Here is a 23354-nt window from a genome sequence, read left to right on the forward strand (position 1 = left end):
TTCCTCTATCTAGAACCAAAAATTAACGAAGGCGCAGCATGCGCTCGACTTTTGCCACGTCCGACGGGTTCAGCAAGCTGCTACCACGAAGTTGACGCTTACGCTTGGTCGACATTTTGGTCAGGATGTGGCTCTTGAAAGCGTGTTTGTGCTTGATGCCGTTAGCCGTTTTCAAGAAACGCTTGGCCGCACCGCTTTTGGTTTTCATTTTTGGCATGTTCGGATACTCCGCATTCAGTTGATAAACATAACCGCAAGGCCTGCCGTGCCCTGGTGGTTATTTCTTTTTCTTGGGTGCGATGACCATGATCAGCTGGCGTCCTTCCATCTTAGGATGCTGTTCGACGGAACCGTATTCCAAAAGGTCAGTTTCGACCCGCTTCAACAGTTCCATACCCAGCTCCTGGTGGGCCATCTCACGACCGCGAAATCTCAAGGAAATCTTGGCCCTGTCCCCATCACTCAGGAAACGTACCAGGTTGCGTAGTTTTACCTGGTAATCCCCCTCCTCCGTCCCTGGACGAAACTTGATTTCTTTAATCTGGACCTGCTTCTGATTCTTCTTGGCCTCGTTAGCTTGCTTCTTCTTTTCGAAGAGGTGCTTGCCGTAGTCCATGACCTTGCAGACAGGCGGTACTGCGTCGGCAGAAATCTCTACCAGGTCCAGCTTCGCTTCTTCAGCGATACGAAGCGCTTCATCAATCGAGACGATGCCAATCTGCTCGCCGTCAGCGCCAATTAACCGAACCTCGCGTGCCGAGATATTCTCGTTGATCGGGGCCTTCGGTGCAGCTCGTTTATCGTTTCTCATTTCACGCTTAATAGTAATTACTCCGATTCTTGGCGACCACGCCGGGAAACCGCTTGAGCGAGGAATTCAGCGAATTGAGCGACGGGCATCGAGCCCAGGTCAGCGCCTTCACGAGTACGCACAGCGACGGTTTGCGTTTCGACTTCGCGATCCCCTATAACCAAAAGGTAAGGGACCTTGAGCAAAGTATGCTCGCGGATTTTAAAGCCGATTTTCTCATTTCTCAAGTCGGACTTGGCACGGAACCCGCTTTCATTGAGAGTTTTTTCAACATTCTGGGCGAATTCGGCCTGCTTGTCGGTGATATTCATGATCACCGCCTGGGTTGGCGCGAGCCAGGCCGGGAATGCACCTTCGTAATGCTCGATGAGAATTCCGACGAAACGCTCGAACGAACCGAGGATTGCACGGTGCAGCATCACCGGATGCTTGCGGCCGTTGTCTTCGGAGACGAATTCTGCGCCCAGACGGATCGGCAGGTTGAAGTCGAGCTGCAGGGTACCACACTGCCAGACGCGGCCAAGGCAATCCTTCAGCGAGAACTCGATCTTCGGCCCGTAGAAGGCCCCTTCGCCAGGCTGCAGGTCGTACGGCAGGCCGGCGCTGTCGAGGGCGGCGGCCAGTGCGGCTTCGGCGCGATCCCACAGCTCATCGGAACCGACGCGCTTTTCAGGGCGGGTCGAGAGCTTCATTTCGATGTCTTTGAAGCCGAAGTCGGCGTAGACATCCATGGTCAGCTTGATGAAGGCGGCGGATTCGGACTGCATCTGCTCTTCGGTGCAGAAGATGTGCGCGTCGTCCTGGGTAAAGCCACGCACGCGCATGATGCCGTGCAGCGCGCCCGACGGCTCGTTACGGTGGCAGGCACCGAACTCGGCCAGACGCAGCGGCAGCTCGCGGTAGCTCTTCAGGCCCTGGTTGAACACCTGCACGTGGCATGGGCAGTTCATCGGCTTGATGGCGTAGTCGCGGTTTTCCGACTGGGTGGTGAACATGTTGTCGGCGTAGTTGGCCCAGTGGCCAGACTTTTCCCACAGCGAACGGTCAACAACCTGCGGAGTCTTGATCTCCAGGTAGCCGTTGTCGCGCTGAACCTTGCGCATGTACTGCTCGAGTACCTGGTACAGGGTCCAGCCGTTCGGGTGCCAGAACACCATGCCCGGCGCTTCTTCCTGGAGGTGGAACAGGCCCAGGCGCTTGCCGATTTTACGGTGGTCGCGTTTTTCTGCTTCTTCGATGCGCTGAATATAAGCAGCCAGCTGCTTCTTGTCGGCCCAGGCGGTGCCGTAGACGCGCTGCAGCTGCTCGTTTTTAGCGTCGCCGCGCCAGTAGGCGCCGGACAGCTTGGTCAGCTTGAAGGATTTCAGGAAACGGGTGTTCGGCACGTGCGGGCCGCGGCACATGTCGACGTATTCTTCGTGGTAGTACAGGCCCATGGCCTGTTCATCCGGCATGTCCTCGACCAGGCGCAGCTTGTAGTCTTCGCCGCGGGCCTTGAACACTTCGATCACTTCGGCGCGCGGAGTGACTTTTTTGATGACGTCGTATTCGGTGTCGATCAGCTGCTGCATGCGCTGTTCGATCGCCGCCATGTCTTCGGGCGTGAAAGGACGCTCGTAGGCGATGTCGTAATAGAAGCCTTCATCGATGACCGGACCGATGACCATGCGCGCAGTCGGGTACAGCTGCTTGACCGCGTGGCCGACCAGGTGGGCGCACGAGTGACGGATGATCTCCAGCCCCTCTTCGTCCTTGGGCGTGATGATTTGCAGGCTGGCATCGTTCTCGATCAGGTCGCAGGCGTCGACCAGCTTGCCGTCGACCTTGCCGGCGACGGTGGCTTTGGCGAGGCCCGCACCAATGGATGCGGCGACTTCGGCAACCGAAACTGCCTTGTCGAATGAACGTTGACTGCCATCGGGAAGAGTAATAATGGGCATGGCGCCTCCTCTCCTAGTGGTGACCCCTACCAAAGGTCACGTGGGTTGGGATGAGCCAGTACGCGATCCGCCCCTGTCTTTGCACAAGCAAAGCCTGCCTCACAGTGGCAGAAGCCCGAAAGCCTGCCAGGGAACGAACCAGAGTGACTGGAATAGTAAAAAAACAGTTGGGAGCTGCAAGCTGCAAGCTGCAAGAAACAGCCGGCGGCGAGCTCAAGGCCAGCATGCTAGCACAAAGCTTTCGGGCGATTGCGGGCAGATTGACCGGCTGGGCAGAAATATTCGCAAATTGAGCTTTGGCGGTGAACTTGCGCGGATTTTTTCCGCTCAGAGTTTGTGAAGCGTCCTACTCTTGTGAGACTCGACCCCAAGGAGTGTTTGGTTATGCGACTTCAGTCTCTTCTGGCCCTGGCGGCTGCCTCTGCCCTGCTGCTGCCGTTGGGAGCCCATGCTGGCAAACTGCCCGGCAACTACCAGTCGACCTGCGTAGCGCAGGCGCAGAAGCAAGGCCTGGCAAAGGATAAAGCCGAACAGCACTGCAAATGCGCCGGAGACGTGCTCCAGAAAAATCTCAGCGACAAAGAGATGAAAGACCTGGATACCCTGGAGGATGGCGTTGATGCGGCAGTAATGGAGCGCGCGCAAAAAAATATTGCAGCGGTCTGCGGCCCGAAAAACCCGAAATAATAGGGCCTTTGGCCAGTTATCCATCGCTAATTTGCTCCAGATCAGCAATCTGCGAAGGTAAAAGGGGCTACAAGCCCATAATTAGACTATGATGGTCGGCGTGCACCCTGTTGGCCTCGGCAACACCGCACTACTGAAAATCATGTTTCCTGGAGATACACCCATGTCTAATCGCCAAACCGGCACCGTAAAATGGTTCAACGATGAGAAAGGCTTCGGCTTCATCACTCCACAAGGTGGCGGCGACGACCTGTTCGTTCACTTCAAGGCTATCGAAACCGACGGTTTCAAAAGCCTGAAGGAAGGCCAGACTGTCTCCTTCGTTGCCGAAAAAGGCCAGAAGGGCATGCAGGCTGCACAAGTTCGTCCAGAGTAAGATCTGACCGAATAAAAAAACCCGTCCTTGTGGCGGGTTTTTTTGTGCCTGGGATTTGGGAGCGGGCTTGCTCCGCGATAGAACCAGTAATGACCCTATCGCGGGTCAAGCCCGCTCCCACAGAGACCGTTTTAGCCGCAGTTTACGCGGGTGATCACGCCTTGTTCGTCGGCGTTGAGGTTCAGGCGCTCGGAGCGGTATTCCAGGGTCATGACGTCGTGAGGCTTGAGCACACGGGCCAGTTGCGAGCCGCTGGCTTTACGCGCCTGCTCGAGCAACTCGGGGGTGGCCGGCTTGCCGATGGCGAACTCGGCGCCGCTGGCCTGGCAACGGCCATCGGTGTTGGCAGCAGCCTGCGGGGCCTTCGACGAAGAGCCGCCAGTGCTGCTGCAACCTGCCAATACGGCGACAGCCAACAGGCTTACCAATGATGCACGCGTGCGGAACATGAATCCTCCTTAAATACTTGAATGCTGCCTATGTGACAGCACTCCTGGTTTTTCGTTGCAAAACCGGACCATTGTGCCCGAGCCAGAGCGCTCTAGGCCAAGGCTAATCGTGACCGGATTTTGCGCAAGCTCAATACAGGTCGATGTAATCGCTGGCAGGTTTGGGCCAGTTATTTTTCAGGGCGTTGTACACCTGGCGTATCCAGCGCTCGTCATCGGCCACCTGCGGGCCGACACAACCGGAGCCCGCCGCCCAGGTTTCCAGACGAAAGGCCAGGCCCTGCAGTTCGCGACCACCGGTGACCTGGGACAACCAGGCGATGCCCTTGTGATTGACCCGCAGCTGGTTGTGAACCGCACCATTGCCGGCCACCAGCAGGGCCCGGACGTTGTCGAGGGTAAAGTCGTTGGGGTTGTTGAGGTCGATCTGCACTGCGCTGTCCCGGCAAACTAAAACACCGATAGTTTGCCACGCCCCCTGCGCTTATGCCTAAGTCGCAGTGCGATGCAGGCGGCGGCCATGATTTACTGCAGCTATCGGCGGAGCGCAGGCCAGCCTCCCCTTCAAACGCCAGGGCCCGGCATTTGAACCGACAGCGCGCGCAGGTTTCATTCGAGAATGTTCATGACAAGCCACATCATCGATGCCGACATCAAGGTCAAATGGCCCGAGGGCCAGAGCGCCTACAGCCCGGCCAGCGCCGAAGAACTGCTGCTGATCGCCCTCGACTTGCTGGTCAAGGACCTAGGCCCGGACGACGCACGCAGCTACGTCGACCAGGTCTTTGAGCGTTACAGCCAGCCGGTTATGGCAGACGCGCCAGACGGGCACTGAGCAGATCAAAAAAGCCCTGGGCATCCCCCTCGGTAATCCAGGTGACGTTGCCCGGCTCTTTCAGGGTGCCATACCAGTCGGTAATGGTCTGGCCGAAGGTCGGGCCGTCGCGGCTGTCGACCTGCATGAACACCTGGCGGCCGCGGAACAGCTCGGGCTTGAGCAGGTAGGCAATCACCGTGGTGTCATGCACCGGGCCGCCAGGCATGCCGTAGTGCTTCATGTCCTGCTTGACGTAGGCATTGAGGATATCCACCACGCGCTTGCTCGCCCCATTGTTGAGGTCGGCAATCTGTTTGAGCCGCGCCTCGCTGGTCAGCACCTTGTGGGTGACGTCCAGCGGCAGGTAGGTGAGCTTGACCCCGCTATTGAGTACTACTTCGGCAGCGTGAGGGTCGGCGAACAGGTTGAACTCGGCCACCGGGGTGATATTGCCGCCATTGAAGTGGGCACCGCCCATGACGATCACTTCCTTGATGCCATTGACGATCTGCGGCGCTTCAATCAGCGCCAAAGCCAGGTTGGTCTGCGGGCCGAGCATGGCGATAGTGATGCTGTGCGGCTTGGCGCTGCTCAAGGTGTCGATCAGGTAACGCACCGCACTGCCGTTGGCCAGCCCCTTCTGCGGCTCGCTGACCGTTACCCCGGGCAAGCCTTCTTCGCCATGGATATCGGCGGCGTAGATCGGTGTACGCACCAGCGGTTTCGGCGCGCCGGCGTATACCGGAATGTCTTCGCGCCCGGCCCATTCGCGAGCCAGGCGGGCATTGCGCGAGGTCTTCTCGAGTCGCACGTTGCCGGCCACGGTGGTGATGGCGCGAATCTTCAGTTCATCTGGCGAAGCCATGGCCAGGAACAGCGCCACCACGTCGTCGGCACCGGGGTCAGTATCGATAATCAGGTCAATGGGCGCCGCCTGGGCACCCGCCGAAAGCACGGACATCAGCAACACTCCTTGGAGCAAACGTTTGGCACAGCTCAACATAAGACACGTCCTTATGATCAGATGGAACAGCTAGAAGGTCACCCCGGCAACCAAGGCAATGTTGCTGTAGGGCTGGCACTCGCCGGTGCGCACGATGGCGCGGGCACTGCGGCTCAACTGCTTGAACTCTTCGTGACTGAGCAAGCGTCGGGCGCCCAGTTCGCCCTTGGCGGTCAACTGCTCGACGGCGGTCAGGCCCGGCGGCTGATGCTGAAGGATTTCCTCCGCCAGCACGTGGCTTTCGACCTGCATTTCCGTCAGCACAATGCGCAGGGTGCTGGCGAAATCCGGAATACCCGGGGTCAGCGCCAGGTCGATCAGCTCCACCCCCGCCGGCACCGGCAAACCGGCATCGCCAATCAGCAGGATGTCGCCATGGCCGAGGGAGGCGATCAGGCGCGACAGGGCAATGTTCAGCAAGGGCGTCTTCTTCATGGCTGCAGCTCGCTCAAGTGCGGGATTGAAGGCTGCGCACCGGCGCGGGTAACCGACAGGGCCGCTGCACGCTGACCAAAGGCAATTGCCGCGCCCTGCGCTTCGCCACGTGCCAGGGCTGCAGCGAAACCGCCGACAAAGGTGTCGCCGGCCGCTGTGGTGTCCACAGGCTGCACCACTGGCGCCGGGAAATGCCTGAACACCTGGCCATCGGCAAACAGCGCGCCCTGGGCACCGAGGGTGACGATGACCTTGCCAACGCCCATGGCCAGCAAATGCGTGGCGGCCGCTTTGGCGCTGTCCAGGTCGTTGACCGGCAGCCCGCACAGGGCTTCGGCTTCGCTTTCGTTGGGGATCAGGTAGTCGATATGGGCAAACCATTCGGCCGGCAGCGGGCCGCTGGCCGGTGCCGGGTTGAGGATCACCGTCTTGCCCAGCGCCCTGCCCCGCTCAAGGGTGTAGGCGACGGTGGCCATCGGCACTTCCAGCTGGCAGATAATCACCTCGGCGTTTTGCAACAAGGCGTCGAAGCGCTGTACTGATTCGGGCAGCAACTGGCCATTGCCGCCAGCAACAATGACGATGGCGTTCTGGCTGGCGGCATCAACCACGATCAGCGCCACGCCACTGGACACCCCGGCAGCGATGCTCACTGCCTGGCAGTCGATCTGCTCATCGGCCAGGGCCTGGCGCAGTTGTTGGCCGTAAGCATCATCACCGACGCAGCCGACCATCGCCACCTGCGCGCCCAGGCGCGCCGCCGCTACCGCCTGGTTGGCGCCCTTGCCGCCCGGCACGGTGACGAAGCTTTCGCCCACCAGGGTTTCGCCGCCGCGCGGCAGACGCTGGGCACGCGTCACCAGGTCCATGTTCAGGCTACCTACCACTACTACATTGGCTTGCATGTGCGGGCTCGTTCTCAGCGGTAATCATTGAAAAGGTCGGGGCGCGGCGCGGTGGATTCGCGCAGGACGATGCTCGGCGCAACAATGCGCTGCTCTGGCGCGCCGCGCAGGGGTTCGGCGATGCGCCGCAGCAGCAGTTCGGCGGCGCTCTCGCCCAGCTCACGAATCGACTGGCCAACGGTGGTCAGCGCCGGGAATACGTACTGGCTGATCTGGATATCGTCGAAGCCGATCACCGACAGCTCGCTGGGCACGCAGATGTTGCGTTCGGCGGCAGCGCGCAATACGCCGATGCCGATCATGTCGTTGCCGGCAAAAATCGCCGTCGGCCGCTCGCCATCGAGCAGCGCCGCTGCCGCGCTATAGCCACCGATACTGGTGAATTCGCTACTCAGCAGCCACTCCTGGCGCGGGCTGACCCCGGCTTCGGCCAGCGCCCGGTGGAAACCGGCCAGGCGCAACTGGGCGACGCTGGTGGTCGCCGGGCCGCCGATGCAGGCGATGTCGCGATGTCCGAGTTCCAGCAAGTGGCGGGTCGCCAGATAAGCGCCTTGTTCGTGGTCAATACGTACCAGGTCGGCGGCCACGCCTTCCAGCGCGCGGTCGACGATGACCATCGGCGTGCGCACGCTGGCCAGGCTGTCGAGCAGGTCGTTGTCTTCACCGACCGAGGCGACGATCAGGCCGTCGATGCGTTTTTCCAGCAGCACGCGCAGGTAGCTGCGCTGCTTTTGCGGGTTGTCGTCGGAGTTGCAGAGGATCACGCAGTAGCCGTTGCGCTCGCAGCCGTCCTCGATGCCACGGGCCAGTTCGGCGAAGTACGGGTTGACGCTGTTGGGCACCAGCAGGCCGATGGTTGCGGTGCTGCGCGCCTTGAGCGAGCGGGCCACGGCGCTGGGCACGTAGTCGAGCTCAGCGATCGCCGCTTCGACCTTGAGGCGCACCGGTTCACTGACCGGGCGGGTCTTGTTCAGTACATGCGACACGGTGGTGTAGGAAATCCCCGCCAGTGCCGCGACATCTTTGATGGTTGCCATTGTTTCAGTTCCGCCTGCGCGCGCGCCGGCTGCGGTAGGTGTCGAGGACCACGGCGATGACGATCACCGCCCCGGTGATAATGCGTTTGGTTGGCTCCGAAGCGCCGATCTGCGCCAGGCCTGCGGCCAGCACCGAGATGATCAACACGCCAAAGAAGGTGCTGATCACCGAGCCGCGCCCGCCCATCAGGCTGGTGCCACCGATGACCACGGCGGCGATCACCTGCAGTTCAAGGCCGGAGCCGGCGTTGGGGTCGGCGGCTTCCAGGCGGGAAATCTGGAACAGCGCAGCCAGCCCTGCGAGCAGGCCCATCAGCGAGAACACCAGGATCTTGTACGGGCGCGGGTCGATGCCGGCCAGGCGCACCGCCTCTTCGTTGGTGCCGATGCCGATCAGGTAGCGGCCGAACACCGTGCGCGTCAGCACCAGCTGGGCGAGGATGATCACCAGCAAGGCGATCAGGAACGATGGCGAGATGCCAAAAGCCAGCGGGTTGGACAGCCAGGCAAAGGCATCGCCGATGTAAGCGGTGCGCGAATCGGTCAGCTGGTAGGCCATGCCCCGGGCCATTTCCAGCACGCCGAGCGAGACGATAAACGACGGAATGCGCCAGGCCACGGTGATCGAGCCGGTGATGCTGCCGGCCAGCGCCGCCACAGCCATGCCGAGCAAGGCCGCCGGCATCACGTTCCAGCCCCAGCCGAGCATCGCCACGCTGACTGCGGAACCGGCCAGGGCCAGCACCGAACCCACCGACAGGTCGATGCCGCCGATGATCAGCACGAAGGTCATGCCCACCGCCAGCACCATCAGGTCGGGGATCTGGTTGGCCAGGGTGCTGAAGGTGGCGTAAGACCAAAAGTGGCTGCTCAACAACGAGAACAGCACGATCATCGCCAGCAAGGCGCCGGCCAGGCCCAGGTAGGTGCCGAGGCCGTAGTAGCTGCCGCTGCGCTTGGCGCTGGGGGCAGCGGTGTCCAGTTGGGTGGTTTTCATGGGGTCGTCCTGGGCGCCGCTTCGTGCAGCAACGCATCACGTTTCTGATAGCCGGCAAAGGCTGCGGCCAGTAGTTGGTCCTGAGTCCAGCTGTCGCGCTCGAAGGTGTCGATCAGGCGCCCGGCACTGAGCACGCCGATGCGGTCGCAAATCAGCATCAGCTCGCGCAGGTCGCTCGACACCACCACCAGCGCCTTGCCCTGGCGCGCAAGCTCGGCCAGCAGGCCATAAATGTCGAACTTGGCGCCGACGTCGATACCGCGGGTAGGCTCATCGAACAGCAGCACTGAACAGTCGCGCTCCAGCCAGCGGCCGATCACCACCTTTTGCTGGTTGCCGCCCGACAACTCGCCGACCACCTGCTCGGGGCTGGAACTGCGGATGCGCATGGCGGCGATCTGCCGTTCGGCCAGTTCGCGCTCGGCGCCGCTGTTAACGATGCCGGCGCGGGAAATCGCCGGCAGGTTGCCCAGGGCGATATTGGCGCTGATCGACTGGCTCAGCAGCAGCCCTTCGCCCTTGCGGTCTTCAGTGATCAGGGCAATGCCCTGACGCACCGCCGCCACCGGCGAATCGACGCGCACTTCGCGCAAGGGATTGCCCAGCTCGATAGTGCCGCTGTCGGCGCTGTCGGCGCCATAAATCAGCCGCAGCAGCTCGGTACGCCCGGCGCCGATCAGGCCGGAGATGCCGAAGATCTCGCCGCTGCGCACCTCGAACGAGACGTCCTTGACCTTGTCGCTACGGCCGAGGCCGTTGACCTTGAGGATCGGCGCGCCGATGTTGCGCACGCCCAAATCGATATGCTCGCCCAGCTCGCGGCCGACCATCAGGTTGACCAGTTGCTCGCTGTTGTAGCGCTGCATCGGCTCGACGCACACCAGCTTGCCATCGCGCAGCACGGCAATGCGCTGGGCGATGCGCTTGAGTTCTTCGAGGCGATGGGAGATGTAGACGATGGCCACGCCGCGCTGCTGCAGGCGCTCGATCTGGGTAAACAGCAGCTCCACCTCGCGGGCGGTGAGCATCGCCGTCGGCTCATCGAAAATCAGCACATGGCAGTCGCCAATCAGGTTGCGGGCAATCTCGACCATCTGCTGATGGCCGATGCCCAGCTCGCCCACCGGGGTGTCCGGGTCGATGGCGTCCAGGCCGACCTGGGCCATGGCCGCCACCGCCAGTTGGCGCAGGCGTTTGCGGTTGATCCAGCCGGCGCGCCCGGGCAAGTTGTCGAGAAACAGGTTCTCGGCCACGGTCAGGGTCGGCAGCAGGTTGAGCTCCTGCATGACCATGCGCACGCCCAAGCGCTCGGCCGCGGCGCGGCTACCGGGCTGGTACGGCTGGCCCTGGTAAAGCATATGGCCGGTGGTGGGCCGTTCGAGGCCGCCGATGATCTTCGACAGGGTGCTCTTGCCCGCGCCGTTTTCACCGGTCAGGGCCAGCACTTCGCCCCGCCGCAGGCTCAGCTCGATATCACCGAGCACCGGCTGCGCGTAGGTCTTGCCGATGGCGCTGACTGAAAGTACGACATCCGCAGTCGCTGACATTGCCTGTTCTCCTGGCGCCCACCCCGTGGCAGGCGCGCACGCTGCGACTAGGGTTGGGTAACCAGCTCGACCGGGGTCTGGATGACGTTGTCGGCGTCGACATCGGTTTTCTCACCCTTGAGCATCTTCAGCGCCGCCTCGATGCCGAACACCGCTTGTTTGGCGGCGTACTGGTCGGCGGTGGCAAGCACGCGACCGTCCTTGAGCATCGGCTTGATGGCGTTGATGTTGTCGTAGCCGACCACCTGCACCTGGCCGGCCTTGCCTGCGGCGCGCACCGCCGATACAGCACCCAGGGCCATGCTGTCGTTGCCGGCCAGCAGAGCCTTGAGGTCGGGGTTGGCGTTGAGCAGGGAGGCGGCGACGGCATTGCCCTTGGCAATTTCCCAGTCGCCCGATTGCACCGAGACCACCTTGATCTGCGCCGCTTCCATTGCATCCTTGAAGCCGGCAGTGCGCTGCTGGGCGTTGGTGGTGGTCGAGACGCCTTCGATAATGGCCACCTGATCGCCTGCCTTGAGCTTCTGCTTGGCCAGGTATTCACCGACCAGCCGCGCGCCCTTGCGGTTGTCGGGGCCTACGAACGGCACGCTGAGGTGCTTGCTCTTGAGCACCTCGGGGTCGAGGCGGTTGTCGATGTTGATCACGGTGATGCCGGCATCCATGGCCTTTTTCACCACCGGCACCAGGGCCTTGGAGTCGGCCGGAGCGATGACCAGGGCGTTGACCCCGGAAACAATCATCTGCTCGACGATACGGATCTGGTTACTGGAGTCGGTCTCGTCCTTGATGCCGTTGGACACCAGGTCGAATTCATTGGCGTGGTCTTTCTGGTAGGCCTTGGCGCCGTCTTCCATGGTCAGGAAGAACTCATTGGCCAACGATTTCATCACCAGCGCGACTTTCGGCTTGGCGTCGTCGGCCAGGGCGTGGGAAACGGGTGTGGCGAGGGACAGTGAGGAAAGTACGGCGAGCGCCAGCAGGCGTCCAGCAAAGGGCAGCTTCATGGGTTTACTCCGGATCTTATGATTTTTATCGGGCCGCAAACGTTTGCGTTAACTCACTATGAAAACGTAACCAAATTTTGTCAAATCCGCTGCCGCAGACCATTTGGAAAGCGCACGTAGGAATTATCCTAAAAATAACCGGAAAACCGAACACCTCTTGTACACAATATTCGGAATTCCGAATAGGAAAATGCTTTACCGACGTTTTCCCGAGCGCTCTGAGCCCATGAAAATCAATAGATTGAAGATGAAAACCGACGAACGGCTGTTCTGGTACGGAATCTGCCTCTGTTAGCGCGTTACACAGCGAACTCCAGACACAAGAGAGATCAACGATGAAAGCTGCGCTTAATTCCTTCGTTCCGGGCGCTTTGGCCCTGCTGCTGTTACTGCCCGCAGGCGTCAACGCCAAGGAAGTCGAAAACCAACAGAAACTGGCCAACGTGGTGATCCTCGCCACCGGTGGCACCATCGCCGGCGCCGGCGCCAGCACCGCCAACAGCGCCACCTACCAGGCCGCCAAGGTCGGTGTCGACAAGCTGATCGCCGGCGTTCCGGAACTGGCCACACTGGCCAATGTGCGCGGCGAACAAGTGCTGCAGATCGCTTCCGAAAGCATCAGCAACGAAAACCTGCTGCAACTGGGCAAGCGCGTTGCCGAGCTTGCCGACAGCAAGGATGTCGACGGCATCGTCATCACCCACGGTACCGACACCCTGGAAGAGACCGCCTACTTCCTCAACCTGGTAGAAAAAACCGACAAGCCAATCGTCGTAGTCGGCTCCATGCGCCCAGGCACCGCCATGTCGGCTGACGGCATGCTCAACCTGTACAACGCCGTGGCTGTTGCCAGCAACAAGGACTCGCGCGGCAAGGGCGTGCTGGTCACCATGAACGACGAGATCCAGTCGGGTCGCGACGTCAGCAAATCGGTGAACATCAAGACCGAAGCCTTCAAGAGCCAATGGGGCCCGCTGGGCATGGTCGTCGAAGGCAAGTCCTACTGGTTCCGCCTGCCGGCCAAGCGTCACACCGTAGACTCGGAATTCGACATCAAGAAAATCAGCAGCCTGCCTGCGGTCGACATCGCCTACGGTTACGGCAACGTCACCGACACCGCCTACAAGGCCCTGGCACAAAATGGCGCCAAGGCGATCATCCACGCCGGTACCGGCAATGGCTCGGTGTCTTCTAAAGTAGCCCCGACCCTGATCGACCTGCGCAAGCAAGGCGTGCAGATCATTCGCTCGTCCCACGTCAATGCCGGCGGCTTCGTGCTGCGCAACGCCGAGCAGCCTGACGACAAGAACGACTTCGTCGTCGCCCACGACCTGAACCCGCAAAAAGCCCGGATCCTGGCCATGGTTGCAATGACCAAGACCCAGGACAGCAAAGAGCTGCAGCGGATCTTCTGGGAATACTGATCAAGTAGCCCCCAAGCGCTTGCCCGCCCTGTAGGACGGGCAAGTCTGCTTCCCCTACCCTGGCAAAAAATACTTTAAACAGACCGCAGCAAACCGCGCGGTTTGCGGTCACATGCGCTCTTTCACCGACGAGCTGTTGCGAAATTGCTTACAGTAAAATACTGTATGCGCATACAGCTAAAAAAGGAACGCTTTGTGGCCACCACTTCCGCCCCTGCCAGCAGCTACGAGCAACTGGGCACCCGCATCCAGAAAATCATCAATTCCCCCACCGCACAAAAAGCCCGGGCCGCGCTGATCTTCCGCCTGGAGCACGAAACGCCTGAAGACTGGGCCACCCTGCTCGACGAAATCGCCGAGAACGACAACGTCACCCTCGCCTACCGCGATGACGGTGGCGTGCAGATTTTCTGGGTTGTGCCGAAGGAAGATTGAAAGCGCATGAGATTTCCGGTTTTTGCAGTAGCTTGTTTGTTGTTCAGTGTCACCACCGCCCACGCCGATGCACCGCGCACCTTCAGCGAAGCCAAGAAGGTCGCCTGGCGTTTGTATGCGCCGCAGTCCACCGAGTTTTATTGCGGCTGCAAATACAACGGCAACAAGGTCGATTTGCAGGCCTGCGGGTATGTGCCGCGCAAAAATGCCAATCGCGCCTCGCGCATCGAGTGGGAGCATATCGTCCCGGCCTGGCAGATCGGCCACCAGCGCCAGTGCTGGCAAAGCGGCGGGCGCAAAAATTGTTCGCGCAATGACAAGGTCTACCAGCGCGCCGAGGCCGACCTGCACAACCTGGTGCCGAGCATTGGCGAGGTCAATGGCGATCGCAGCAACTTCAGTTTTGGCTGGCTGCCCGAGCAGCGCGGGCAATATGGCTCATGCCTGACCCAGGTGGACTTCAAAGCCAAGAAGGTCATGCCGCGGCCGTCCATTCGCGGCATGATTGCGCGCACCTACTTTTATATGAGCAAGCAGTACAGCCTCAAGCTGTCGAAACAGGACCGCCAGCTGTACGAAGCCTGGAACAAGACCTACCCGCCGCAGCCCTGGGAGCGCCAGCGCAACCAGCGGGTGGCTTGCGTGATGGGCCATGGCAACGAGTTCGTCGGCCCGGTCAACCTCAGCGCCTGCGGTTGAGGCTCAGGCCAGCGCCTGCAGGTAGGCGCTGGCCTGCTGGTAACGGGCCAGGCGGGCGATGTCATCGGGGCCGGGCATGGGGATGCGCGACAGGTCGCTGTTGTCGGCCAGATCAGCCAGCTTGACCACCCGCGCCAGCGGATCATCGCCGACCCGCACCACGAAGGCTTCGTAGCTTTCGTCATCGCGCCGGCTCAGCGCCTGCACGGCGGCCAGGATCTTCAGGGCGAAGCCTTCGCGGGCAAGGTCAGAGAGGGTCATCGGTGAATCCTCGAGCACGTCGTGCAGCACCGCGACAATGCGCTGCTCGGCCGTCGACACCCTCAGCATCACCCGCAACGGGTGGAGGATATAGGCCGTTCCGCCTTTATCGCGCTGCCCTTCATGTGCCCTCGCCGCAACCGCAATGGCCCGCTCCAGCGTAGACATATGGCCCTCCTGCTCAGCGCGGCTGGCGTCGTAGACGCGCCATGCTGTAGACATCGATCAACTCACCGTCACGCATAGCATAGTCAATCAGTTGAGAATGAATACGTCGCCCAACACCCGAACCAATTTGTTACAAACATTGGATCCAATAAACTTGTGAAGGGAAAGCTATCTCCTACGCTAACGACTGCACCTTAAATTGGGTGTCAATTCGCCATTATGGAGATCAAATATGTCTAAAGCACCAATTGGCACTACCGGGACCACTGGGCAAAATTGCCCCGAAAGCGGGGTGTGGAAAGTAGTAGGCACACCTACCACAAGCGCCCCAATTGCCAAAGGCAACCGGTTTCCGCCGTACGACGGTAAAGCTGTGACTTGGAAGCTGGCGCAGTACGCCTAACTCTAGGGGCGAGGTAGCACATTACCTCGCCCTCATAACTCTCGACCTTAATAAACTAGCGCGGGGCGTCGTGCTGGATGACGATCGAGTCGGTGCCCAGGCGTGCCATGACATCGGCTTGCTGCGCCTCGGCTTGCGCCTTGTCGGGATAAGGGCCGAGCAGCACCACCGGCTTGCCGTTGCGGTAGACCACCGAGGACGGGATCTGCTTTTCGATCAGGCGTGCGGTCATGTCGCTGAGGGCGCCCATGTTCGCACCCTGGACGATCTCGACATCCCAGCCTTGGGGCGCAGGTTTGTCTGCCGCAGCGTCGGCGGCGCGCTGCAGGTCGGCGCCACCGCATTTTTCGCGAATGGCCAGGTTGCTGCCCAGGTCGGCAATAATGAGCTGATAGTCGCCCGCGGCCTGCTTGATCGCCACGTAGCTGCGATACGGCACGAACACGCCGGCGTCGTCCTTGCCGCGCACCTGGCCGCAAATAATGCCTTGCTGGTCGAATCGCACGTTGGCGAACTTGGCTGTCTTGGGGTTCTGCAGGTGTTCGGCCACCTGCTTGTGCACGCCTTCGACTTCGTTTTCGCAACCGGCCAGAGCCAGCACCGCCATTACCACCGCCACTTTGCGCACGCGTCTATCTCCTGAATGCAAGCGGCGGATTTTAGCATTCTTGGCTGGCCTTTAGGGCCCTATCGCGGGGCAAGCCCGCTCCTACAGCTGAAATGCAAAAAGGGCGACCCTTGCGGATCGCCCTTTTTGTTACCACACAGCAGTGTGGATTTGTTTGGTAGGCACAATTGGATTCGAACCAACGACCCCCACCATGTCAAGGTGGTGCTCTAACCAACTGAGCTATGTGCCTGCTGTGGGGCGCATAATACGCAGGTCTTTAACCTTCGTAAAGCGAAATTTCATAAAAAAATCAGCAGCTTTGCTTTGCCGGCAAAAAATGCCCGCAAACAAAAAAGGCGACCCTCGCGGATCGCCTTTTTGTGTACCGCCAGCAGGGGCGGATTTGATTTGGTAGGCACAATTGGATTCGAACCAACGACCCCCACCATGTCAAGGTGGTGCTCTAACCAACTGAGCTATGTGCCTGCTGTGGGGCGCATTCTACCCAATCGCCGAAAGGTGTCAACTCTTTTTTTAACGCTAAGCCACTGAATATCAAAAGTATTTGCCAAAAGCCGGGGTAAAGGATTTTCAACACACGACTAGCGGGTGTTTATTATTATTGATAGCATCGGTACAGTCGTAAAAAATATAAAACAGAGGTTTCGCAGCATGGCCAATACCCCCTACCCTCAGTCCTACTACGCCGCATCGGCCAATCCGGTTCCGCCGCGCCCGGCGCTGCAGGAAGAGGTACAGACCGATGTCTGCGTGATCGGCGCCGGCTATACCGGCCTGTCCAGCGCCCTGTTCCTGCTGGAGAGCGGCTTCAAGGTCACCGTGCTGGAAGCTGCCAAGGTCGGCTTTGGCGCCTCGGGCCGCAATGGCGGCCAGATCGTCAACAGCTATAGCCGCGACATCGACGTCATTGAACGCACCGTCGGCCCCAAGCAGGCACAATTGCTGGGCCACATGGCCTTTGAAGGCGGGCGCATCATCCGTGAGCGCGTGGCCAAATACAACATCCAGTGCGACCTTAAAGACGGTGGCGTGTTCGCCGCCCTGACGCCCAAGCAGATGGGCCACCTGGAATCGCAAAAGCGCCTGTGGGAACGCTTCGGCCACACCCAGCTGGAGCTGATGGACCAGAAGCGCATCCGTGAAGTGGTCGATTGCGACCAGTACATCGGCGGCATGCTCGACATGAGCGGCGGCCACATCCACCCGCTGAACCTGGCCCTGGGAGAAGCTGCCGCGGTCGAGTCGCTGGGCGGCAAGATCTACGAGCAATCGCCGGCCATCCGCATCGAGCGCGGTGCCAACCCGGTGGTGCACACCCCACAAGGTAAAGTACGCGCCAAGTTCATCATCGTTGCCGGTAACGCCTACCTCGGCGGCCTGGTGCCGGAACTTGCCGCCAAGTCGATGCCGTGCGGCACCCAGGTGATCACCACCGAGCCGCTGGGCGAAGAGCTTGCGCGCAGCCTGCTGCCGCAAGACTACTGCGTCGAAGACTGCAACTACCTGCTCGACTACTACCGCCTGACCGGCGACAAGCGCCTGATCTTCGGCGGTGGCGTGGTGTACGGTGCGCGCGACCCGGCCAACATCGAAGCGATCATCCGCCCGAAAATGCTCAAGGCCTTCCCGCAGCTCAAGGACGTGAAGATCGACTACGCCTGGACCGGCAACTTCCTGCTGACCCTGTCGCGCCTGCCGCAAGTGGGCCGCCTGGGCGACAACATCTATTACTCCCAGGGTTGCAGTGGCCACGGCGTCACCTACACCCACCTGGCGGGCAAGGTGCTGGCCGAGGCTCTGCGTGGCCAAGCCGAGCGTTTCGATGCCTTCGCCGAGCTGCCGCACTACCCGTTCCCGGGTGGCCAACTGCTGCGTGTACCGTTCAGCGCGCTGGGCGCCTGGTACTACAGCCTGCGCGATCGTCTGGGCTTCTAAGCCCCCTGCCCGGCTCGCGCCGTCACTGCCCCAGGGCGCTGACGGCCTGCCGGGCCGCTTGTTCCTGGCCCGCCTGGGCCAGGTCATTGGCCGCTTTCAGCCAGCGCTGACGGTCAACCTGGGCCGGCAACTGGCCCGGCTGCTGCACCAGCACCGCCCAACTCCCCTGCTTTTGCCAGGCTGATTCGAAGTCATCGAACTCCATCAGCAGGCGCCGGTTCATCCCCGCCCGCAACAATACCCGCTGCTTGTAACGGTCATAGCCGACCAGCAAGGCATAGCGTGGCTCGCTCCAGAACGTCGAACCTTGCTGAAAGCGCAGCAACACCGGGTTGCCCGCCGCTACCTGCGCCAGCAAGGCGTCCAGGCGTGGTTCGAGCGGATACACGACCATGCCGTACTCGCGGCCCACCCGCGGGATCGCCTGCTCAAGCTGGTCGATGTGCTGTGGCAGGCCCAGCGATTTGTCGAGCAGCCCCGGAGTGATGCGCACCCCCTGTTGCGAGAGCAAGGCCGCCAGGGCCATCGAGGCGCTCTGGTTGGCTTCGCCACGGTAGAAAGGCACCGAGCCGATCTCGACCCGTTGCGGCAGGTTTTTCAGCTGGGATGGCGGCTGGCTGGCACAGCCGGCCAGGGCCAGGCCGAGCGCACAGGCCAGCAGCAGGCGGCGCGGGGTGAAGGCGGTTAGGGAAGTCGGTGCAGGCATGAACACTCGCTCGATGACGGCCGGCAGCCACTGCCCGGCCCTGAGCGCTGATCATAGGCTGGCGCGCGCCGTGGGTATAGCCCGTTGCAGGCTTAGAACAAAGCGGCCCAAGCCTCTAGACCATCGGTCAATAGCCTGCAACCTGCAACGGGCTAGACTGAAGACGTGTCCGCGTGGCGAGCCTCGTTGCCTTGGCGCGGATTTGAGGAGGCACACATGAGCCTGACAATGGCAATTTTGCTGCTGCTCGGCGCCTGGCTGAGCGTCGCTGCTGCCATGCTCTGGGGGGTGCTGCGCATCGCCCGGCGTCATCACCCGCACCATCGCATCCAGCCTGAAGGCAAAGACGCTGTACCGCTACGGCGCAGTCGCCGGCATGCCGGGGCGCATTAGAAATCTTTGAAAAGCATCGCGGGGCAAGCCCGCTCCCACAGTGACTGCAGGAGCGGGCTTGCCCCGCAATGGCTTTATCAGCCCTCAACCGCCTCGCGCTTCAAGCGTGCCCGGCGCGACATGATGTTGAGGATCTCGATCGCCGTCGAGAAGGCCATCGCCGCATACACATAACCCTTGGGTACATGAGCACCGAAACCTTCGGCGATCAGGGTCATGCCGATCATGATCAAGAAGCCCAGGGCCAGCATCACCACGGTCGGGTTGTCGTTGATGAAACGGGCCAGCGGGTCGGCGGCCACCAGCATCACGATCACGGCACTGATCACGGCAATGATCATGATCGGCAGGTGCTCGGTCATGCCCACGGCGGTGATGATGCTGTCGATCGAGAAGACGATGTCGAGCACCAGGATCTGACCAATCGCCGCAGCAAAGCCCAAGGTGATGGTCGAGGACGCCTTGGCTTCAGCCTGGGCGCGCGGGTCGACGCTCTCGTGGATTTCCTTGGTCGCTTTCCACAGCAGGAACAGGCCACCGGCGATGAGGATCATGTCCTTCCAGGAGAAGGTATGACCGAATACATCGACCACCGGCTCGGTCAGCTGGACGATCCAGGCCACGGTGCTGAGCAGGCCCAGGCGCATGATCAGGGCCATGCTGATACCAATGCGCCGCGCCTTGGAGCGGTACTCTTCAGGCAACTTGTTGGTCAGGATCGAGATGAAGATCAGGTTGTCGATACCGAGGACGATCTCCATGGCCACCAGGGTGGCCAGGGCGACCCAGGCGGTCGGGCTTGCAGCGAGTTCCAACAAGTATTCCATGAATCAAATCCTGCATCGGGGTAAGGGGTGGGTCAGATGTCCTGGGCGCTGGCGTCGCGCTCGGGTTTGCCTGCCTTGTCGCTGCCTTCGGAGCCGGTGGCTTCGCTCAGGGCCTGCTGGGCGGCTTCGTTGGTTTTGTCGATGGCCTCCTTGGCCGACTCCGCCGCCTGGTTGAGCATTTGCTGGGCGGACTTTTCCGCCTGCTCGCAACCGCTCATGGCCAGCAGGGCCAACAGCAACACCAGAGGTGTACCGATGGATTTGAAGTGAAGCATCTGTGGGTCTCCATGCAATTAAATCGGTGCGCATTCAGGGGCACCGTGATGGCAAGGGATTCTAAAGAGCCAGATACATCAGGAAAATTCGTATTTTCAGCGGTTATACTTCGGTTTTTACGAATCGGGAAATCGCCATGCTCAATTACCGCCAGTTGCATTACTTCTGGGTAGTGGCCAAGACCGGCAGCATCGTGCGTGCCTGCGAGCAACTGAACCTGACCCCGCAGACCATCAGCGGGCAGATCACCCTGCTTGAGCAAACCTACGGCATCGAGCTGTTTCGCCGGGTCGGGCGCCAGCTGGAGCTGACCGAGAGCGGCCGGCAGACCCTGACCTACGCCGAGCAGATGTTCCAGATTGGCGGCGAGCTCGAGGCGATGCTGCGGGCCCGGCCGGATGAACAGCAGATACTGTTCCGGGTCGGGGTGGCCGATGTGGTGCCCAAGTCCATCGTCTACCGCCTGCTGGCGCCGACCATGGACATGGAAGACGCCCTGCGCCTGAGCTGCCGCGAAGACAAGCTCGAACGGCTGCTGGCAGACCTGGCGATCCAGCGCCTGGACCTGGTGATTTCCGACAGCCCCATGCCCAGCCACCTGGACATCAAGGGCTACAGCCAGAAGCTGGGTGAATGCGGCATCAGCTTTTTTGCCACACAGGCGTTGGCTGAACAGTACGGGCGCAACTTCCCCGCCTGCCTGCAACACGCGCCGCTGTTGATTCCCGGCCAGGAAACCGTGGTGCGCAGCCGCCTGCTGCGCTGGTTCGCCGAACAGCAATTGCAGCCGCGGATTGTCGGTGAGTTCGACGACAGCGCCTTGATGCAGGCCTTCGGCCAATCGGGCAGCGGCATTTTCATTGCCCCCAGCGTGATCGCCGACGAGGTCTGCAAGCAGTATGGCGTCGAGCTGATCGGCCAGACCGACGCGGTCAACGAGTCGTTCTATGCCATTTCAGTGGAGCGCAAGGTCAAGCACCCGGGTATCGTCGCCATTACCGAAGGCGCCCGCCGCGAGCTGTTCAACTGGTAGCCGGCGCGGGTTCATCGCCGTTTGCAAAGGGCGCGCAGACTACACTTGCGTCCTACCGTCTGACGCAGCGCAAACACCAAATGTGCCCTGCTGTGCTAAAGTCGCGCCCTTTTTCTCGGCCCTGCCCCGCCAGGTGCCCCATGCTCCAGCGCCGTGGTTCGCCCACCGCGCCCTGAACAAGACAGAGAAACACCTGCCATGACCCCTGTTCTAAACCTGTTGAACCGCACCAGCCTGGTGGTCCAGATCATGATCGGCCTCGCTGCCGGCATTGCCCTGGCCGTGTTCGCCCCCACGACCGCCGCAAGCCTCGGCTTCGTCGGCAAGGTCTTCGTCTCCGCGCTCAAGGCGGTGGCGCCGATCCTGGTGTTCATCCTGGTCATGGCTTCGATCGCCAACCACCGTCACGGCACCGAAACCCATATCCGCCCGATCCTGGTGCTGTACCTGTTCGGTACCTTCGCCGCCGCCGTGGTCGCGGTGATTGCCAGCATGGCCTTCCCGTCCAACCTGGCGCTGAGCACCTCGGACGTTGCCTTGAGTGCTCCCGGTGGCATCACTGACGTGCTGCAAAGCCTGCTGCTGAGCGTGGTCGACAACCCGGTGAGCGCGCTGATGAACGCCAACTTCATCGGCATCTTGGCCTGGGCCATTGGCCTGGGTGTGGCCATTCGTCACGCCGGGGAGACCACGCGCACGGTGGTTGCCGACCTGTCCAACGGCGTGACTTTGATCGTACGCGTGGTGATTCGCTTTGCGCCGCTGGGGATTTTCGGCCTGGTCGCCTCGACCCTGGCGCAGTCCGGCCTGGACGCCCTGCTCGGTTACCTGCACCTGCTGGCCGTGCTGATCGGCTGCATGCTGTTCGTGGCGCTGGTGGTCAACCCGATCATCGTGTTCTGGAAGATTCGCCGCAACCCTTTCCCGCTGGTGCTGCTGTGCCTGCGTGAAAGCGGCATCACCGCCTTCTTCACCCGCAGCTCGGCGGCCAACATCCCGGTCAACATGGCCCTGAGCGAGAAACTCGGCCTGCACGAAGACACCTACTCGGTGTCGATCCCGCTGGGCGCGACCATCAACATGGCCGGCGCAGCGACCACCATCACCGTGCTGACCCTGGCTGCCGTGCACACCCTGGGCATCGCCGTCGACATCCCGACCGCGATCCTGCTCAGCGTTGTCGCCGCTGTCTGCGCCTGTGGCGCCTCGGGCGTGGCCGGCGGCTCGCTGCTGCTGATCCCGCTGGCGTGCAGCCTGTTCGGCATCCCCAGCGAGATCGCCATGCAGGTGGTGGCCGTCGGCTTCATCATCGGTGTGCTGCAGGACTCGGCGGAAACCGCGCTGAACTCCTCCACCGACGTACTGTTCACCGCCGCGGCCTGCCTGGCCAAAGAGCGCCAGGCCGCCTGAGCTTGACCTGCAGCCGGTGCGTCCTGCACCGGCTGCTTGTGTTTTACCCTGTTGCGCACCTAGGCTATAGGCCTTTCTTCGCATAGAGACAGGGCCATGTCCGCCGAACACGAAACCGCTTCCGACGCCCGCTTCACCAGCACCGAGATCCGCGTGCTCGGCTCGCTGATCGAAAAACAGGCCACCAGCCCGGAAACCTACCCGCTGACCCTCAACGCCCTGGTGCTGGCCTGCAACCAGAAGACCAGCCGTGAGCCGGTCACCAACCTCAGCCAGGGCCAGGTTGGCCAGGCCCTGCGCACGCTCGAAGGCCAGGGCCTGACCCGCCTGCAGATGGGCAGCCGCGCCGACCGCTGGGAGCAGCGCGTGGACAAGGCCCTGGAGCTGGTGCCGGCGCAGGTAACGCTGCTGGGGCTGATGTTCCTGCGCGGTCCGCAAACGGTTAACGAACTGCTGACCCGCAGCAGCCGCATGCATGAGTTCGAAGATGCCGAACAGGTGGTGCACCAGCTCGAGCGCCTGATCGCCCGCGGTTTTGCCCTGCACCTGCCGCGCCAGGCCGGGCAGCGTGAAGATCGCTACACCCATGCGCTGGGCGATCCGGCCGAAATCGAGGCGATCCTGGCGGCGCGCCAGCAAGGGCCGGAGCGTTCGGCCGGTGGCGCGGTGTCGCTGGAGCGGATCGAAGCGCTGGAAGCACGGATTGCGGCGCTGGAAGAGCGCCTGGCGCAGTTCGAGTAAC

At 61.5% G+C, this 23354-nt stretch carries 27 protein-coding genes, 2 tRNA genes and 1 pseudogene; 11 read left to right on the forward strand and 19 right to left on the reverse strand.

Annotation, left to right across the window (positions count from 1 at the left end; all coding sequences use genetic code 11):
- Nucleotides 1-22 precede the first annotated feature (22 nt).
- From rpmI to thrS, 3 genes are read right to left on the reverse strand one after another with little or no spacing between them, the layout of a single operon-like run.
- Entirely contained in the window at nucleotides 23-217 is a 195-nt protein-coding gene (gene rpmI / locus LOY22_RS16925; protein WP_045194535.1) for a 50S ribosomal protein L35, read from the reverse strand.
- A gap of 60 nt (nucleotides 218-277) precedes the next feature.
- The gene (infC, locus tag LOY22_RS16930; RefSeq protein ID WP_174242331.1) at nucleotides 278-829 is read right to left on the reverse strand and encodes a translation initiation factor IF-3; all 552 of its coding nucleotides are present in this window, start codon (nucleotides 827-829) and stop codon (nucleotides 278-280) included.
- A complete protein-coding gene (gene thrS / locus LOY22_RS16935; RefSeq protein ID WP_045194537.1) occupies nucleotides 829-2751 on the reverse strand; it encodes a threonine--tRNA ligase in 1923 nt (640 codons plus the stop codon). The genes infC and thrS overlap by 1 nt, the downstream gene beginning before the upstream one ends.
- Nucleotides 2752-3135: 384 nt before the next feature.
- Between thrS and LOY22_RS16940 the strand changes: the two genes are divergently transcribed.
- A complete protein-coding gene (locus LOY22_RS16940; protein ID WP_082075393.1) occupies nucleotides 3136-3438 on the forward strand; it encodes a hypothetical protein in 303 nt (100 codons plus the stop codon).
- A gap of 163 nt (nucleotides 3439-3601) precedes the next feature.
- Nucleotides 3602-3814 carry a cold-shock protein gene (locus LOY22_RS16945; RefSeq protein WP_007956027.1) on the forward strand — a complete coding sequence of 71 codons (213 nt, stop codon included), beginning with the start codon at nucleotides 3602-3604 and terminating at the stop codon, nucleotides 3812-3814.
- A 131-nt stretch (nucleotides 3815-3945) separates the two neighbouring features.
- Here LOY22_RS16945 and LOY22_RS16950 read toward each other — a convergent pair whose 3' ends face one another.
- Both LOY22_RS16950 and LOY22_RS16955 read right to left on the reverse strand, forming a co-directional pair.
- Nucleotides 3946-4263: an I78 family peptidase inhibitor gene (locus LOY22_RS16950; protein ID WP_093381150.1), complete on the reverse strand. Its 318-nt coding sequence runs from the start codon at nucleotides 4261-4263 to the stop codon at nucleotides 3946-3948.
- A gap of 130 nt (nucleotides 4264-4393) precedes the next feature.
- A complete protein-coding gene (locus LOY22_RS16955) occupies nucleotides 4394-4696 on the reverse strand; it encodes a hypothetical protein (RefSeq protein WP_045194544.1) in 303 nt (100 codons plus the stop codon).
- Nucleotides 4697-4888: 192 nt separating this feature from the next.
- Here LOY22_RS16955 and LOY22_RS16960 point away from each other — a divergent pair, with 192 nt between their 5' ends.
- Nucleotides 4889-5098: a hypothetical protein gene (locus tag LOY22_RS16960; protein ID WP_045195702.1), complete on the forward strand. Its 210-nt coding sequence runs from the start codon at nucleotides 4889-4891 to the stop codon at nucleotides 5096-5098.
- Here LOY22_RS16960 and LOY22_RS16965 read toward each other — a convergent pair.
- From LOY22_RS16965 to LOY22_RS16995, 7 genes are all read right to left on the reverse strand, one after another.
- A complete protein-coding gene (locus LOY22_RS16965; RefSeq protein WP_408980924.1) occupies nucleotides 5070-6041 on the reverse strand; it encodes a nucleoside hydrolase in 972 nt (323 codons plus the stop codon). The two genes, LOY22_RS16960 and LOY22_RS16965, sit on opposite strands and share 29 nt — an antisense overlap.
- Before the next feature lie 72 nt (nucleotides 6042-6113).
- Entirely contained in the window at nucleotides 6114-6518 is a 405-nt protein-coding gene (rbsD, locus tag LOY22_RS16970; RefSeq protein ID WP_258594125.1) for a D-ribose pyranase, read from the reverse strand.
- Entirely contained in the window at nucleotides 6515-7423 is a 909-nt protein-coding gene (gene rbsK / locus LOY22_RS16975) for a ribokinase (protein ID WP_258594126.1), read from the reverse strand. The genes rbsD and rbsK overlap by 4 nt, the downstream gene beginning before the upstream one ends.
- A gap of 14 nt (nucleotides 7424-7437) precedes the next feature.
- Nucleotides 7438-8460, reverse strand: coding sequence for a LacI family DNA-binding transcriptional regulator (locus LOY22_RS16980; protein ID WP_258594127.1), 1023 nt, complete (start codon nucleotides 8458-8460; stop codon nucleotides 7438-7440).
- A 4-nt stretch (nucleotides 8461-8464) separates the two neighbouring features.
- Entirely contained in the window at nucleotides 8465-9457 is a 993-nt protein-coding gene (locus LOY22_RS16985) for an ABC transporter permease (RefSeq protein ID WP_258594128.1), read from the reverse strand.
- Complete coding sequence (locus LOY22_RS16990) at nucleotides 9454-11004, reverse strand: sugar ABC transporter ATP-binding protein (RefSeq protein WP_258594129.1); 1551 nt, start codon at nucleotides 11002-11004, stop codon at nucleotides 9454-9456. The genes LOY22_RS16985 and LOY22_RS16990 overlap by 4 nt, the downstream gene beginning before the upstream one ends.
- Before the next feature lie 47 nt (nucleotides 11005-11051).
- Nucleotides 11052-12011 carry a sugar ABC transporter substrate-binding protein gene (locus LOY22_RS16995; protein ID WP_258594130.1) on the reverse strand — a complete coding sequence of 320 codons (960 nt, stop codon included), beginning with the start codon at nucleotides 12009-12011 and terminating at the stop codon, nucleotides 11052-11054.
- A 335-nt stretch (nucleotides 12012-12346) separates the two neighbouring features.
- On the opposite strand from LOY22_RS16995, the gene LOY22_RS17000 reads away from it, so the two are divergent.
- The 3 genes from LOY22_RS17000 to LOY22_RS17010 all read left to right on the forward strand — a co-directional run bounded on the left by LOY22_RS17000 (nucleotide 12347) and on the right by LOY22_RS17010 (nucleotide 14569).
- Entirely contained in the window at nucleotides 12347-13435 is a 1089-nt protein-coding gene (locus tag LOY22_RS17000; RefSeq protein WP_045194561.1) for an asparaginase, read from the forward strand.
- Nucleotides 13436-13600: 165 nt separating this feature from the next.
- Nucleotides 13601-13870 carry a DUF1654 domain-containing protein gene (locus LOY22_RS17005; RefSeq protein ID WP_045194563.1) on the forward strand — a complete coding sequence of 90 codons (270 nt, stop codon included), beginning with the start codon at nucleotides 13601-13603 and terminating at the stop codon, nucleotides 13868-13870.
- Between the two features lie 6 nt (nucleotides 13871-13876).
- Nucleotides 13877-14569 (forward strand): endonuclease, encoded by a 693-nt coding sequence (locus LOY22_RS17010; RefSeq protein WP_045194565.1) that lies wholly within the window; start codon nucleotides 13877-13879, stop codon nucleotides 14567-14569.
- 3 nt (nucleotides 14570-14572) lie between these two features.
- Here the strand turns inward: LOY22_RS17010 and LOY22_RS17015 are convergent, their stop codons facing one another.
- The 4 genes from LOY22_RS17015 to LOY22_RS17030 all read right to left on the reverse strand — a co-directional run bounded on the left by LOY22_RS17015 (nucleotide 14573) and on the right by LOY22_RS17030 (nucleotide 16497).
- Nucleotides 14573-14998: an HD domain-containing protein gene (locus tag LOY22_RS17015; protein WP_093381127.1), complete on the reverse strand. Its 426-nt coding sequence runs from the start codon at nucleotides 14996-14998 to the stop codon at nucleotides 14573-14575.
- A 458-nt stretch (nucleotides 14999-15456) separates the two neighbouring features.
- Nucleotides 15457-16029, reverse strand: coding sequence for an SPOR domain-containing protein (locus tag LOY22_RS17020; RefSeq protein ID WP_258594132.1), 573 nt, complete (start codon nucleotides 16027-16029; stop codon nucleotides 15457-15459).
- Nucleotides 16030-16184: 155 nt separating this feature from the next.
- Nucleotides 16185-16261 (reverse strand) — tRNA-Val (locus LOY22_RS17025).
- A gap of 159 nt (nucleotides 16262-16420) precedes the next feature.
- Nucleotides 16421-16497 (reverse strand) — tRNA-Val (locus tag LOY22_RS17030).
- 186 nt (nucleotides 16498-16683) lie between these two features.
- On the opposite strand from LOY22_RS17030, the gene LOY22_RS17035 reads away from it, so the two are divergent.
- Nucleotides 16684-17967, forward strand: a complete 1284-nt coding sequence (locus LOY22_RS17035) for an FAD-binding oxidoreductase (RefSeq protein WP_045194571.1) — start codon at nucleotides 16684-16686, stop codon at nucleotides 17965-17967.
- A 22-nt stretch (nucleotides 17968-17989) separates the two neighbouring features.
- Here LOY22_RS17035 and LOY22_RS17040 read toward each other — a convergent pair.
- A pseudogene (locus tag LOY22_RS17040) lies at nucleotides 17990-18728 on the reverse strand (peptidase C39 family protein).
- 161 nt (nucleotides 18729-18889) lie between these two features.
- Here LOY22_RS17040 and LOY22_RS17045 point away from each other — a divergent pair.
- Nucleotides 18890-19066 (forward strand): hypothetical protein, encoded by a 177-nt coding sequence (locus LOY22_RS17045; RefSeq protein WP_177329140.1) that lies wholly within the window; start codon nucleotides 18890-18892, stop codon nucleotides 19064-19066.
- 77 nt (nucleotides 19067-19143) lie between these two features.
- Here LOY22_RS17045 and LOY22_RS17050 read toward each other — a convergent pair whose 3' ends face one another.
- Both LOY22_RS17050 and LOY22_RS17055 read right to left on the reverse strand, forming a co-directional pair.
- On the reverse strand, nucleotides 19144-19893 hold the full coding sequence (locus LOY22_RS17050; RefSeq protein WP_045194575.1) for a TerC family protein: 750 nt from the start codon (nucleotides 19891-19893) through the stop codon (nucleotides 19144-19146).
- A gap of 32 nt (nucleotides 19894-19925) precedes the next feature.
- Nucleotides 19926-20168 carry a hypothetical protein gene (locus LOY22_RS17055; protein ID WP_045194576.1) on the reverse strand — a complete coding sequence of 81 codons (243 nt, stop codon included), beginning with the start codon at nucleotides 20166-20168 and terminating at the stop codon, nucleotides 19926-19928.
- Between the two features lie 137 nt (nucleotides 20169-20305).
- Here LOY22_RS17055 and nhaR point away from each other — a divergent pair, with 137 nt between their 5' ends.
- The 3 genes from nhaR (at nucleotide 20306) to LOY22_RS17070 (ending at nucleotide 23353) form a co-directional block, all read left to right on the forward strand.
- Nucleotides 20306-21202 carry a transcriptional activator NhaR gene (nhaR, locus tag LOY22_RS17060; protein ID WP_045194578.1) on the forward strand — a complete coding sequence of 299 codons (897 nt, stop codon included), beginning with the start codon at nucleotides 20306-20308 and terminating at the stop codon, nucleotides 21200-21202.
- A 198-nt stretch (nucleotides 21203-21400) separates the two neighbouring features.
- Nucleotides 21401-22612, forward strand: a complete 1212-nt coding sequence (gene sstT, locus LOY22_RS17065) for a serine/threonine transporter SstT (RefSeq protein WP_258594135.1) — start codon at nucleotides 21401-21403, stop codon at nucleotides 22610-22612.
- A 96-nt stretch (nucleotides 22613-22708) separates the two neighbouring features.
- Nucleotides 22709-23353: a YceH family protein gene (locus tag LOY22_RS17070; protein WP_258594137.1), complete on the forward strand. Its 645-nt coding sequence runs from the start codon at nucleotides 22709-22711 to the stop codon at nucleotides 23351-23353.
- Nucleotide 23354 lies beyond the last annotated feature (1 nt).

The organism is Pseudomonas sp. B21-035, assembly GCF_024748945.1.
Taxonomy (GTDB): Bacteria; Pseudomonadota; Gammaproteobacteria; order Pseudomonadales; family Pseudomonadaceae; genus Aquipseudomonas.